Annotated in this window: 14 protein-coding genes; 11 read left to right on the top strand and 3 right to left on the bottom strand. The window is 52.2% G+C overall.

From position 1 onward, the window contains the following. Window positions 1-168: 168 nt before the first annotated feature. Both QT397_26135 and QT397_26130 read left to right on the top strand, forming a co-directional pair. Window positions 169-1704 (top strand): alkaline phosphatase, encoded by a 1536-nt coding sequence (locus QT397_26135; GenBank protein WNZ56266.1) that lies wholly within the window; start codon window positions 169-171, stop codon window positions 1702-1704. A gap of 16 nt (window positions 1705-1720) precedes the next feature. Continuing rightward, window positions 1721-3283, top strand: coding sequence for an alkaline phosphatase (locus tag QT397_26130; protein ID WNZ56265.1), 1563 nt, complete (start codon window positions 1721-1723; stop codon window positions 3281-3283). Between the two features lie 55 nt (window positions 3284-3338). On the opposite strand, the gene QT397_26125 is transcribed toward QT397_26130, so the two are convergent. Further along, entirely contained in the window at window positions 3339-4151 is an 813-nt protein-coding gene (locus QT397_26125; GenBank protein WNZ56264.1) for a CHAD domain-containing protein, read from the bottom strand. 123 nt (window positions 4152-4274) lie between these two features. On the opposite strand from QT397_26125, the gene ubiE reads away from it, so the two are divergent. The 8 genes from ubiE (at window position 4275) to tatC (ending at window position 9827) form a co-directional block, all read left to right on the top strand. Further along, entirely contained in the window at window positions 4275-5024 is a 750-nt protein-coding gene (gene ubiE, locus QT397_26120; GenBank protein ID WNZ56263.1) for a bifunctional demethylmenaquinone methyltransferase/2-methoxy-6-polyprenyl-1,4-benzoquinol methylase UbiE, read from the top strand. Between the two features lie 55 nt (window positions 5025-5079). Further along, a complete protein-coding gene (locus tag QT397_26115; GenBank protein ID WNZ56262.1) occupies window positions 5080-5709 on the top strand; it encodes an SCP2 sterol-binding domain-containing protein in 630 nt (209 codons plus the stop codon). Window positions 5710-5711: 2 nt separating this feature from the next. Beyond that, a complete protein-coding gene (gene ubiB / locus QT397_26110) occupies window positions 5712-7322 on the top strand; it encodes a ubiquinone biosynthesis regulatory protein kinase UbiB (GenBank protein WNZ56261.1) in 1611 nt (536 codons plus the stop codon). Window positions 7323-7373: 51 nt separating this feature from the next. Then, window positions 7374-7766: a phosphoribosyl-AMP cyclohydrolase gene (gene hisI / locus QT397_26105; protein ID WNZ58604.1), complete on the top strand. Its 393-nt coding sequence runs from the start codon at window positions 7374-7376 to the stop codon at window positions 7764-7766. 7 nt (window positions 7767-7773) lie between these two features. Then, window positions 7774-8106, top strand: coding sequence for a phosphoribosyl-ATP diphosphatase (locus tag QT397_26100; protein WNZ56260.1), 333 nt, complete (start codon window positions 7774-7776; stop codon window positions 8104-8106). 88 nt (window positions 8107-8194) lie between these two features. Beyond that, window positions 8195-8458, top strand: a complete 264-nt coding sequence (gene tatA, locus QT397_26095; protein WNZ56259.1) for a Sec-independent protein translocase subunit TatA — start codon at window positions 8195-8197, stop codon at window positions 8456-8458. Between the two features lie 29 nt (window positions 8459-8487). Further along, window positions 8488-9081, top strand: a complete 594-nt coding sequence (tatB, locus tag QT397_26090; protein ID WNZ56258.1) for a Sec-independent protein translocase protein TatB — start codon at window positions 8488-8490, stop codon at window positions 9079-9081. Continuing rightward, window positions 9078-9827, top strand: a complete 750-nt coding sequence (gene tatC / locus QT397_26085) for a twin-arginine translocase subunit TatC (protein ID WNZ56257.1) — start codon at window positions 9078-9080, stop codon at window positions 9825-9827. Before tatB ends, tatC begins: the two co-directional genes overlap by 4 nt. 308 nt (window positions 9828-10135) lie before the next feature. Here the strand turns inward: tatC and QT397_26080 are convergent, their stop codons facing one another. Then, window positions 10136-10309 carry a DUF3149 domain-containing protein gene (locus tag QT397_26080; protein WNZ56256.1) on the bottom strand — a complete coding sequence of 58 codons (174 nt, stop codon included), beginning with the start codon at window positions 10307-10309 and terminating at the stop codon, window positions 10136-10138. Between the two features lie 110 nt (window positions 10310-10419). Continuing rightward, window positions 10420-10653, bottom strand: a complete 234-nt coding sequence (locus QT397_26075) for a hypothetical protein (protein WNZ56255.1) — start codon at window positions 10651-10653, stop codon at window positions 10420-10422. A 71-nt stretch (window positions 10654-10724) separates the two neighbouring features. Between QT397_26075 and QT397_26070 the strand changes: the two genes are divergently transcribed. Then, the gene (locus QT397_26070) at window positions 10725-11861 is read left to right on the top strand and encodes an aminopeptidase (protein WNZ56254.1); all 1137 of its coding nucleotides are present in this window, start codon (window positions 10725-10727) and stop codon (window positions 11859-11861) included. Window positions 11862-12309: the final 448 nt, after the last annotated feature.

The raw sequence follows: 12309 nt of genomic DNA, 5'->3' as shown, positions 1-12309 counted from the left end.
AATAATTAATTTTTGGTACGACTGCACCAAATATTGTCGCTTCTAGGTAGTTCTTTGATATTCATTGATTTTCAGAGCAAAGATATTAACAACGTAACCGGCGCGTAATTCTTTTGTCACATTTTGGAACTCTAATGCTCGCCAAATTAACGAGTTTCGGAGGCCCCCATGGCAAAAACAATTGTCCGCGCACTGAGCGCCTTTTGTCTGATTCCTCTCGCTTCCGCTGTTTCAGCGGCAACCCTGCCCGACTACCAAACCAATAGTGCCTGGTACACGGAAAGTGCTGACCGATTGGAAGAGCGCGCTTCGCTTTCCCGAGAGGCAAAAACTGCGAAGAATGTAATTCTGTTCGTCGGCGATGGAATGGGCATTTCCACACTAACCGCCGCCCGTATCCTTGAAGGCCAGCTTGTCGGTGAGAGCGGCGAAGAAAATGCGCTCTCCTTCGAAGAGTTTCCGCATACCGCACTGATCAAAACCTACAACACCAATCAGCAGACCCCGGATTCTGCCGGTACCATGACCGCTATGATGACCGGTGTAAAAACCCGCGCCGGTGTAATTAATATCGACGGCGATGCACTGCGAGCTGATTGCGCCAGCACTGAGGGTAAGGAATTAAACACCTTCCTGGAAATGGTGGAGAGCCGTGGCAAGGCCACCGGCATTGTTTCCACTGCGCGCCTGACCCACGCCACGCCCGCAGCCACTTACTCGCGCAGCCCGGAGCGCAACTGGGAGTATTCCGCCGAGGGTGATTGTTCCGATATCGCCTCGCAGATGGTTGAGGTGTCTGCCGGCGACGGTATCGATGTCATGCTCGGCGGTGGCCGCCGCAACTTTGTTACCACCGACAACGACGGTAGGCGTGAAGACGGCCGCGACCTGACCAGTGAATGGCTGGAGCGCTATGACGGCGAGCAGACTGCTGTGTACGTGGAGAGTGGCTCCGAGCTGGAAGGCGTCGATATTGCCTCCACCGATAAGTTATTGGGGCTCTTCACCAGCAGCCACATGAGTTACGATGCGGACCGCATCGCCAAGGACAGCGATGAGCCGAGCATTGCCGAGATGACCGATACCGCCATCGAGCTGTTGGAAAAAGACAGCGATGGCTACTTCCTGATGGTAGAGTCCGGGCGTATCGACCACGGCCACCACGCCGGCAATGCCTACAACGCCTTGCACGATGCCATCGCCTTTGCGGATGCGGTACAGGTTGCTTTGGATAAAGTGGATCTTGAAGATACCTTGATCCTGGTGACCGCCGACCACAGCCATGTGATGACTATCGCCGGCTATCCGACTCGCGGTAACCCGATACTCGGCAAAGTGATTGAGAATGACAGCAGCGGTGCCGCAGAAGCGGAAGAAGGTCTTGCTGCGGACGGTAAACCTTACACCACCCTGAGCTATGCCAATGGCCTGGGTTATGCCGATTTAGGTGAAAATACCGACGCGGATGAGCGCTACGATATCGCCGCCGATACCGGACGCAAAGATCTCTCCGGCGTGGATACCGAAGCGCCGGGCTTCCACCAGGAAGCAATGGTGCACCTGGAGTCTGAGAGCCATGCGGGCGAGGATATCAGCTTGCACGCTATCGGCGCCGGCGCCGAGCGGGTACAAGGTAGCCTGGAGCAGAGTGCAGTCTTCCACGTGATGACTGCTGCGACCGACCTGTCGCTGACAGAAGAATAACTGGGGGTAATTCACCATGAGATATCTTAAGAAAACGGTACTGGCTTTCTCTGTCGCCCTACTGGCCACCGCCTGTAGCGACGACAACTCAAACTCTGACGACGTAGTGGAATTACCCGAAGAGGAGCATGTCGGTGTTTCCTCTGCGCAGAGCAACAGCAGCTGGTTCCAGGAAGCCCAGCAGGCGATCGAAGAAGCGAGCGCTGTAGAAATCAACAACACCCCTGGTGCCGCCAAGAACATTATCCTGTTCGTTGGCGATGGTATGGGTATCTCCACAGTGACCGCCGCCCGTATCCTGGCGGGTCAGCAGCAGGGCCTCGATGGTGAGGAACACCAGCTGAGCTTTGAGCAAATGCCGTTTGCTGGCCTGGTCAAAACCTACAACACCAACCAGCAGACCCCGGATTCTGCCGGCACTATGACCGCACTGGTAACCGGTGTTAAAACCAAGGCCGGTGTATTGAGTGTTGCTGAAAATGTTGCGCGCGGCGATTGTGCCGCCAGCCTCGAGTACCCGCTGACGACGGCTATTGAACTGGCCGAAGACCTGGGCAAGAGCACCGGTATTATCAGCACCGCGCGTATCACCCACGCCACTCCGGCGGCTACTTATGCCAAGGTACCTGAGCGCGGCTGGGAAGAAGCAGCCCCGGATGGCTGCACCGATATCGCCGCTCAACTGATTGAGTTTGAGGCCGGTGATGGTATCGATGTGGTAATGGGCGGAGGTCGTCGCAACTTCCTGCCCAGCGATATTACCGATATCGAAGGTGAAGCGGGGCGCCGTGAAGATGGGCGCAACCTGGTGGATGAGTGGAAGGCCCGTTACGACGACGGTGTAAACAATATTGCCTACGTTGAAGACACCACTGCTTTTGAAGCCGTAGATGCCTCCGCAACCGACAAGCTGTTCGGTCTGTTTAATTCCTCACACATGGAATATGAAGCCGTTCGCGAGGACGATAAAGCCGGTGAGCCCTCCCTGTCAGAGATGACCGCCAAAGGTCTCGAGATGCTGCAGAAAAATGAGGACGGCTACTTCCTGATGGTGGAATCCGGTCGTATCGACCACGGTCACCACGCCGGCAACGCCTATCGCGCGCTGACCGATGCGGTGGAATTTGCCGAAGCGATTCAGTACGCCATGGATAATACCAGTGCAGAAGATACCCTGATTGTTGTTACTGCGGACCACAGCCACGTGATGACTATCGCCGGCTACCCCACTCGCGGTAACCCGATTCTCGGTAAAGTGATTGGCAATGACGGCCATGGCGAAGCGGAAACCTCTCATGCCCTGGCGGAAGATGGCCTGCCCTACACGACTCTGAGCTATGCCAATGGCCCGGGCTACAGTGCCGGTGATAGCGGAGCGCGTCCGAGCCTGGTGAGCACAGATACTGCTGCCCTGGATTACCAGCAGGATGCCCTGGTTCCCATGAGCAGTGAATCCCACGCGGGTGAGGATGTGGGTGTTTGGGCGCGCGGACCGGGTGCGCACCTGGTGAGCGGCACCAACGAACAAAACTTCCTGTTTCACGTAATGGCGCGCGCTGGCGGATTATTGGAACAGTAATCCCATCAGCTGTCGGTGTGGAAGACATGTTCATCCACACCGAAACTTTCCCCGGTCAGATCTTGAATTGAGGCTTGGAGAAAAGCGCCCCACAGAGTGCTTCGGTCTTTTTCATGAGTAGGCTTTGTCGGTGCCGGATAATTTTTAGCACCGTGCCAAACTCACTTTGCAGCTTGTCTCCCTGAGTGATTACCAGCCGTGCCAGCAAATGGAGATCACGCCAGTCACCCAGAACTTCTCCCAACTCCTTTAGTGACTTGCAGCGCTCGCCCACAGTGAGCGGATAACGCTTCCTCAATAAGCGGCTCTGGTACCAGTGATCCTTGGCTCTTTTACGCAATAGATGCAGGCGGTTTGCATTTTTGTGCCTGCGTACTTTACGCCATGCGCTTGCGGCTTTTCGGTAGCCGCGCAGGTAACCGGCTTCCGCATCATGCCAGCCGAGCTGTTCAAGCGGCCACGATGGAATTCTTATTTGACCTTTATCGAGGAGTTTCAATGCCGCTTGAACCGCTGAGTGGTTTTGCTCTGCCTGGATCAGTTCGTCGAGGAGATGGTGTAACCGGTGAAAGTGATGTAGCGGTGCCAATCCCAGTAAAGCGATGCGCAGTGCTGTGAGGTCGCGGGTGTGGGCGAGAGTGTTTGCCAATTTTCTGTAGTGGGTATTTTCACGCTGAAAAGTGCTAATGATTTGTGGGCGGACCAGGCGCAGTAGCGCGCGAATTTTCTTGCAGCGTTTGCGCAGTTCGTGGACAGCAGTTTCCCCTCCGTTGCGGAGCAAGTATCCGTTTGCCGCCGTTACTTCTGCCTGGGCGATAGATTTGATTTGCTCGGGAAAAGGAGAGTCACATTGGAATTGATAGCTCATAGAACAGTCCCGGGTGATCTCACTAAATTTTAGTGGTTACCGCTCTGCTTGATTTCAAGCGGTGCCCCACTGGCTCCGGCAATGTACAATGGCCTTTTAAAGTTTTCGCTCAGCAGGCATAGCATGAAGGATCGCAAGACCACCCACTTCGGCTACCAGGAAGTGCCGGTGGAAGAAAAGGCCGGTCGTGTGGCAGAAGTGTTCCACTCTGTAGCAGCCCGTTACGATGTAATGAACGACTTGATGTCTGGAGGTGTTCACCGCCTCTGGAAGCGCTTCACCATCGAATTGTCCGGGGCCCGACGGGGCCAAAGTATTCTCGACATCGCCGGGGGTACCGGTGACCTCACCGCGCGCTTCTCCCGTATTGTGGGTGCCAGCGGCCAGGTAGTATTGGCGGACATCAATGAATCGATGTTGCGAGTGGGTCGCGATCGCCTGCTCGACCGGGGAATCGCCGGCAACGTGGTGCCGGTGCAGGCGGATGCCCAGTACTTGCCCTTCCCGGACAATACCTTTGATTGCATCACGATCGCTTTCGGCCTGCGCAATGTCACCGATAAGGACCTGGCGCTGCGCTCCATGTTGCGCGTGTTGAAACCCGGTGGCCGATTGTTAGTGCTGGAGTTTTCCAAGCCCCAGTCGAAGCTGTTGGAGAAAGTCTACGATCAGTACTCTTTCCGTCTGTTGCCATTTATGGGCAAGCTGGTTGCCAATGATGCGGACAGCTATCGCTACCTGGCGGAGAGTATCCGCATGCATCCAGATCAGGAAACCCTCAAGGGGATGATGGCGGATGCCGGTTTTGTCGATTGTGAATTCCACAATATGACCGGCGGAATTGTCGCTTTGCACCGGGGCATCAAGCCCTGAAAAACTGCATAAGCCTATTTTTTCTCTGAGCGCAGGCACGAGGCCGTAAACCGCCATGAGCGACCCCACTTTTCGCGCGGGCTTTGATGCCGCGCTGGAAACCACAATTAATACTGCCCTCCAGTATGACCCGGCGACACGCGAGCGCCTTTCCGCTCTGGATGGAAAGACCATGGCGCTGGATTTAACCGCCCCGCAACTACAGTTTTGCCTGTGTATCGAGGGTGACCAGGTGCGGGTGCGCCAGCATTGGGAGGGGGAAGTTACCACCCAATTGAGCGGCTCAGCGCTGTCTTTTGTACGCCTGATCAAAGACCCGGATGCAACTCCTGCCGGACTGGGGGTGTCAGTGAGCGGCTCAAGTGCCCTGCTGGCAGAACTGCAATGGATCTTGAGTGACCTGGATATCGATTGGGAAGCGCCGTTGGCGCAAGTGGTTGGCGATATTCCCGCCCACTCAATTGGCAATGTCCTGCGCGATGCTGCCCGCTGGTTGGGAGGCAACCTGAATCGAGCGCCTGAAGTGGCGGCAGAGGCTATCAGTGAGGAGTGGCAGCTGACTCCACCCCAGGCCCAGTTCGAAGCATTTGTCGAAGACCTGGCCGAGGCCTCTCTAGCTGCTGAACGGCTCGAGGCGCGCGTACGCTTGCTGGAAGAACAATTTTCCCGCAGGGAGGCCGAGTAGTTTTGCCAGTTCGTCGAAGTCTCACAATTGCGCGGGTTTTTCTGCGCTATCGTCTCGATCAATTATTGCCAGCCGAGGAGCGCCCACTGTGGTTGCGGGGGTTGCTACTTCCGGTGAAGTTGCTGCCGCAGTCCAAGATGCCACGGGGCGAAAGGCTGCGCCGAGCCTTGGAAGAGCTGGGGCCCATTTTCGTTAAATTCGGCCAACTTCTCTCCACTCGTCCCGACCTGCTACCACCAGATATTGTCGAGCAATTAGATTATTTACAGGACAAGGTGCCGCCCTTCCCCAGTGACCAGTGCACGGCTCTGATCGAAGAAGCCCTTGGTGCCAAGGTGGATGAGGTCTTCGCCAAATTTGATCAGCAGCCACTGGCAGCGGCTTCAGTTGCACAGGTGCATGCGGCTGAATTAAAGAGCGGCGAATCAGTGGTCGTCAAAGTACTGCGCCCGGGCATTGATGAGGTAATCCAGGAAGATTTGAAACTCCTGGGGGTGATCGCCCGTGTAATTGAACGCTTTGTGCCCGAAGGGCGCCGCATGCGCCCGGTGGAGGTGGTTGAGGACTATCGGCACACGATTGAAGGTGAATTGGACCTAACTCGTGAAGCGGCCAACGGCACCCAGCTCCGCCGCAACTTTACCAACTCCCCGCTGTTGTATATCCCCGAAGTGCACTGGGATTACACCCGCGAAAATGTCCTGGTGTTGGAGCGTATCGACGGTATCCCGGTCACCGACCTGGCCCAGCTTCGCGCCCAGGACACCAATATGCAGCTGCTGGCTGAGCGCGGTGTTGAGATCTTCTTTAAGCAGGTATTCGAGTACAACTTCTTCCATGCGGATATGCACCCGGGCAACATTTTCGTTTCCAGGGAGCACCCGCAACGCCCGCAATATATTGCGATTGATACCGCAATCGTCGGTAGCCTGACACGGGAAGACCAGTACTATTTGGCGCGCAATCTCCTGGCGATGTTCCGCCGCGATTACCGTATGGTGGCGGAGCTGCACGTGCAAAGTGGTTGGGTTCGCTCCGACACGCCGATCAATGCCTTTGAGTCCGCTATTCGCTCGGTCTGTGAGCCCATTTTTGAAAAACCCCTGGGAGAGATTTCCTTCGCTCGGGTGTTGATCAGTCTGTTCCAGACTGCACGCCGATTCGATATGGCGGTACAGCCGCAGCTGGTACTGTTACAAAAGACCCTGTTGAATATCGAAGGTTTGGGTCGACAGCTTTATCCGCAGCTGGATCTGTGGAAGACTGCTCATCCATTTTTAGAGCGCTGGATGCGCGATCGAATCCACCCCAAAACAATTGTGGGTGAGATAAAGCGCTACGGTCCGGAGTGGCTTGAGAAATTCCCGCAGATGCCACAGCTGGTGTACTCAGCTCTGGAGCAGTCGCGGGAACTGGCGCCCCAGTTAGAGGTAATTGGCGAGCAGTTGGCGGGCTCGCAACGCCGAGGCTTGCGCCAATATATTCGGCGGGTCGCCGGAGTTGTGTTGGGCGTTGGCGCCATCGCCGTCAGTAAACCGGAATGGCTGGCTCAGTTGCCGCCGACTGGTTGGGTACTGGGCGTTGCTGCACTAGTGCTACTGCTGTGGCCCTAGGGCGCTTCGGCCTACACTGGAACTTCTAAGGATTGTTAGACATTGACTCAAATTCAAGCAAAGGCCGGTTTTCTCGATAAAGTCAGCTGGAACAGTGATGGCCTGGTTCCTGCGATTGCGCAGGATTTCAAAACCGGGCGGGTGTTGATGATGGCCTGGATGAACCGGGAATCGCTGGCGCTCACTGCCAGTGAGGGTTACGCCGTCTACTGGTCCCGATCCCGCAAGGGCCTGTGGCGCAAAGGAGAAACCTCCGGCTTCCTGCAGAAGGTGCGTGAATTGCGCCTGGATTGTGACGGGGACACCGTATTAATGTTGGTCGAGCAGGAAGGTGGAATCGCCTGTCATACCGGACGCAGTAGTTGTTTCTATCACCTCCTTCAAGATGAAGAGTGGCAGGTGAATCAGCCGGTGATTCAGGACCCGAAGTCCATTTATAAGTGAAACAATTATGAAAGATGTGCTGCAACAGCTCGATGCGGTGTTGGAAAGCCGTAAAAATAGCAGTGATGCTTCTGAATCCTATGTGGCCAGTCTACATAGCAAAGGCCTGAACAAGATTTTGGAAAAAGTCGGTGAAGAAGCCACTGAAGCTATTCTTGCAGCAAAAGACGCACAGAGTAGTGGCGATAATCGAGACCTGGTTGCCGAGACAGCGGACCTATGGTTTCACTCGCTGGTCATGCTATCTCACTTGGGCGCTGATTCTCAGGACGTGGTTCGAGAGCTTGGGCGCCGATTTGGTCTTTCTGGCCTGGACGAGAAAGCTGCGCGAACTAAGTAAAATTTGAATCACTTGTGGCACCACCCCTGATGGCGGGAGTGCCCGGTAAGAAACTCAAGCCATCCTATTGAATGTAATGGAGACAATTATGGGATTCGGTGGAATTAGTATCTGGCAGTTGTTGATTGTCCTGGTCATAGTCTTACTACTGTTCGGAACCAAGCGTTTGAAAAACCTCGGAGGCGATCTGGGGGGCGCAATTAAGGGTTTCCGCAAAGCGGTTAAGGATGAAGACAAATCCAAGGATGCTGATGAAGACAAAGATGTCGAGCGTCTCAAGCACGATGAGGAAGAGAAGCCAGGCCAAGACAGTACTGTCAAAAATAAAGATAAACAGTCTCAGGACAAATAATCGGCAACGACTAAGGCGAGTGTCACTCTGTGTTTGATATCGGCTTTTTAGAACTATTGGTAGTTGCTGCCGTGGCCCTGTTGGTGGTTGGCCCTGAGCGACTGCCCGATGCGGTGCGTACCACTTCCCGCTGGTGGTCCGGTTTGAAGCGGACCTTACATAGTGCTCGCGAAGAATTGGAGCGAGAGGTTGGAGCCGATGATATACGGCGTGAACTTCACAATGAGCGCATTATGCGTGAGATTGAGGAGAGTCGTCGTGAGATGGAGCAAACCTTTAGCGAAGCCAATAAGGAAGTTCACGACGCGCTTAATCAGCCTGAAAAACCACAAGTTGCAGGGACACCAGTAGAAAAACAGGCAGCTGGAGTAAATCATCCTGAGGCACCAAAGCCTGAAAAGGCGATAGAAGAACCTGCTCATCCTCGTGCAGAGCAGGAGGATTATTTGCCAGAACAGGATGAAACTGCCGAGGAGTTACAGGATCCGGAATACCCGGAGCATTGGCATGATTTTGGGGACCCGGATTTAAACCCGGACCATCCTGAAAACATCGATGAAGATGAAGAAGAAAAACAAGGCGAGAAGAAAACATCGCAACAGGAAAAAGATAGCCAGTCATGAGCGATCAGTCCCAAGATAAACATCAGCCTTTTATCGACCACCTGATCGAACTGCGTGATCGCCTACTGCGAATCCTCTTAGTCGTATTGGTCTTATTTGTCTGCTTGATGCCGTTTGCGTCTGAAATTTATAATTTTATTGCCCACCCACTACAGGAGCGTTTGGCGGGTGATGTTGGAATGATCGCTACAGAGGTGACTTCCACGTTCCTTACCCCGTTCAAAACGACCTTTATAGTTTCTTTTTTTATTGCAATCCCTTTTGTGCTTTACCAAGTGTGGTCATTTATTGCCCCGGGACTGTATAAAAATGAAAAACGTATTGCTATTCCATTATTAATTAGTAGCGTCGCACTTTTTTATATCGGCATTGCATTTGCGTATTTTGTGGTCTTTCCCCTTCTTTTTGATTTCTTTGTTGGAACTGCTCCAGAAGATATTAAGGTAATGCCAGATATGCGCAGTTATCTGGATCTGGTGCTGAAGCTTTTCTTTGCTTTTGGTTTTGCTTTTGAAATCCCTATCGCGACAGTCCTACTGATCTGGAGTGGGGTCGTGGATGCCAAGACCCTGGCAAGTAAGCGCCCTTATGTGATTGTGGGATGCTTTTTAATTGGGATGCTACTGACACCGCCGGATATAATTTCCCAATCCTTATTGGCCTTCCCCATGTGGCTATTGTTTGAGATTGGCATTTTATTTGGGCGTTGGATGAAGTCTTCACCCAAAGACAAGCCTGCTACCTGAGATAAAAAGTCACCACTGGGCTTTCAGCGGTTAGCTTCACAGGTAGCGCTTGAGGTGTTGCAGTTGCGCTCTCGATAGGGTTACTCACCTGAGAGCGCTAGCTATACGGGCACAACGCCGCACTCTCTTCTCAGTAGAATCAACTCCACCTCTTCCATGACAAGAAGCTTGATTACACGGTTATTTCCCAGCTACAGGGAGGTTGACCACCCTACCGGCTGTAGAAAGCCCGCTATTAGATACCAGATCGAGAGATAAACGCTAAACTAGCTTGTGCTTGGTTGCTTACAGCAACGATGGAAGCCTAGCTATTTATTGGAACCGGTTGCTTGTGCTGCGATGCGTTCCTGCTCGGCAACAGCTTTTTCAACATTGTTGCGAACCAAGCGAACGAAAAACGCTGCCATCAGGAATATAAAGGCAATAACGGCCAAGCTGAGAAGGCCAGAAAAGCTGGTAAACAGGTCAATTAAAGCATCCATTTTTCTCTCCAAATAGGCTAATGCTTCACCTATGCAGTCTAGGGAGCTGTAATGGAAACCTCTTGACCTAAATCAAGCTGGATCGACTTATTGTAAGAACGACGGGTTGGTCAACGCAGGGTCAGGGCTGCTAGCAGGCAGAGTAAGGACGTGCCACATAAAGAATAAAGATCGCTATTTTCTCGCCTGTCAGGCAGAAGCAGCAAAAGCGCCAAAGGTGGCATAAATAGTGCTATCAGCCCCGACAAGGGGTCGCGACTAAAACCAATAAATAGCAGTCGCAACCAGGCAACAGCACCTAAAACCAGGGCAAATACTGTTAAGACGGCTGCCACTGGTGACATGGAATAACCTTTTGCACATGGAATCGTTTGACTGGTGGGTTTCTCTAAGAAAAATACTAATAGGAAAAAGAGTGTATATCAGTATTTCTGATCTTAGGTTTTTAGCGCGCCCCAGAGTTTGGCTGCTCGTATTAGTATTGTTAGGGCTCTACGGGTGCGAGACTGCGGGCTATTACTTCCAGGCTGCAAGCGGTCAATTGCGGATACTCTCTGCCCGGCAGCCGATTGAAGAGCTGGTTCAAGACGGCAATGCCAGTGATCAACTCCAGAAGCAATTACAGCTCGTTCAGGAAATCCGTGCCTATGCAGCACAGGAGTTAAAACTACCAGTGGGGCAAGCCTATAGCTCCTATGTTCAGCTCGATGATGAGTACCCCATATGGAATGTATTGGCCGCACCAGAGTTTTCCCTGAGCCCCAAACGATGGTGTTACCCCATAGCTGGTTGCGCTAGCTATAGGGGCTACTTCCGCAAATCAGCGGCTATGGCCAAAGCAAATAGCCTGCGGAACCAGGGTTACGATGTCTACCTGGGAGCCGTGCCGGCCTACAGCACCCTGGGTTGGTTTAATGACCCTGTGTTATCAAGCTTTGTGAATTGGACACCGGAGAGACTAGCCGGACTCTTATTTCATGAGTTGGCCCACAGAAGAGTTTATGTGCCGGGTGATACCCGCTTTAATGAGAGCTTTGCTACAGCAGTGTCCGAAATTGCCCTACCTGATTGGCTTCGTAGCCAAGGTCTCTCGAGTTCTGCTGAGGAGACTAAGGCTCAGGCACTGGCGGTACGACAGTTAATGACAGCGACGCGTAAAGAGCTTCAACCAGTTTACCAATCCAACTTGCCAGACGAGGAAAAGCGCCAAGAAAAGGAGGAAATTCTGAGTCGATTGAGGCGTTGCTATTGGCGTATGGCAGCAGAGTGGTCTTACCCCGCGCACTACCAGGCTTATATAGAGAAAACCAATAATGCTACTTTGGCGTTGGCGGCAGAATATGAATCTTTGGTTCCAGCTTTTCGTCAGCTTTATATTGATAGTAATGGTTGGGAGGATTTTTATAATGCAGCTGAAAGATTGGGTGAGCTCGATAAGGAAGATAGAGAGCAGAGTTTGTTGCAGCTGGCTAGCGAGTACAAACGAGAAAATAATATATCAAAGCAGAGTATTGATAGTGATGTAATAGCCTGTATTCATAATGGGAATTGATTTCTTAAATGGGGCTGAGTATTTCCATTATATAACAATCTGTATTTTTATCTCCATGTTGAATTTTGGGTGTCGCGAAATGGCAAATACATGATTGTCGATACGCTTTATTTAGTAAAAAAATAGCCATGTTTAATTTTATCTTTGGAGAATAACACTAGTTGCCGGGCCATCATTTCAAGGAGTCACTCCATATTTTTAAGTTATACACTTTTATATTTTTGTAAGCGTCTTTGTTCAAGCTTTGGATATATTTATCTGATCTTATTTGATGTGATAGGTTAATAGATGTTTACATAGTTATTATTTTTTAGGGCTATCCATTCAGTCCAATTAACTATCTATGCTTATAGTAAGTACTTAAGAATCTCCCTTCCAATGTTGCTGCACTTTCGTACAGATTAGGTTTTGTCAGGATTGACTTTTTGTCGATAGATTTTCCCTGCTA

Origin of the sequence: Microbulbifer sp. MKSA007, from assembly GCA_032615215.1 — a bacterium.
Classification (GTDB): Bacteria; Pseudomonadota; Gammaproteobacteria; order Pseudomonadales; family Cellvibrionaceae; genus Microbulbifer.
Note: the sequence above shows the minus strand (reverse complement) of the source record. Positions and strands in the feature narration are given on the sequence as shown.

Coding starts and splice junctions, on each gene's coding strand:
- tatA (WNZ56259.1), top strand. CDS start 8,195: ATGGGATTCGGTGGAATTAGTATCTGGCAGTTGTTGATTGTCCTGGTC.
- QT397_26135 (WNZ56266.1), top strand. CDS start 169: ATGGCAAAAACAATTGTCCGCGCACTGAGCGCCTTTTGTCTGATTCCT.
- QT397_26100 (WNZ56260.1), top strand. CDS start 7,774: ATGAAAGATGTGCTGCAACAGCTCGATGCGGTGTTGGAAAGCCGTAAA.
- QT397_26080 (WNZ56256.1), bottom strand. CDS start 10,309: ATGGATGCTTTAATTGACCTGTTTACCAGCTTTTCTGGCCTTCTCAGC.
- QT397_26115 (WNZ56262.1), top strand. CDS start 5,080: ATGAGCGACCCCACTTTTCGCGCGGGCTTTGATGCCGCGCTGGAAACC.
- ubiE (WNZ56263.1), top strand. CDS start 4,275: ATGAAGGATCGCAAGACCACCCACTTCGGCTACCAGGAAGTGCCGGTG.
- QT397_26075 (WNZ56255.1), bottom strand. CDS start 10,653: ATGTCACCAGTGGCAGCCGTCTTAACAGTATTTGCCCTGGTTTTAGGT.
- QT397_26130 (WNZ56265.1), top strand. CDS start 1,721: ATGAGATATCTTAAGAAAACGGTACTGGCTTTCTCTGTCGCCCTACTG.
- QT397_26125 (WNZ56264.1), bottom strand. CDS start 4,151: ATGAGCTATCAATTCCAATGTGACTCTCCTTTTCCCGAGCAAATCAAA.
- tatC (WNZ56257.1), top strand. CDS start 9,078: ATGAGCGATCAGTCCCAAGATAAACATCAGCCTTTTATCGACCACCTG.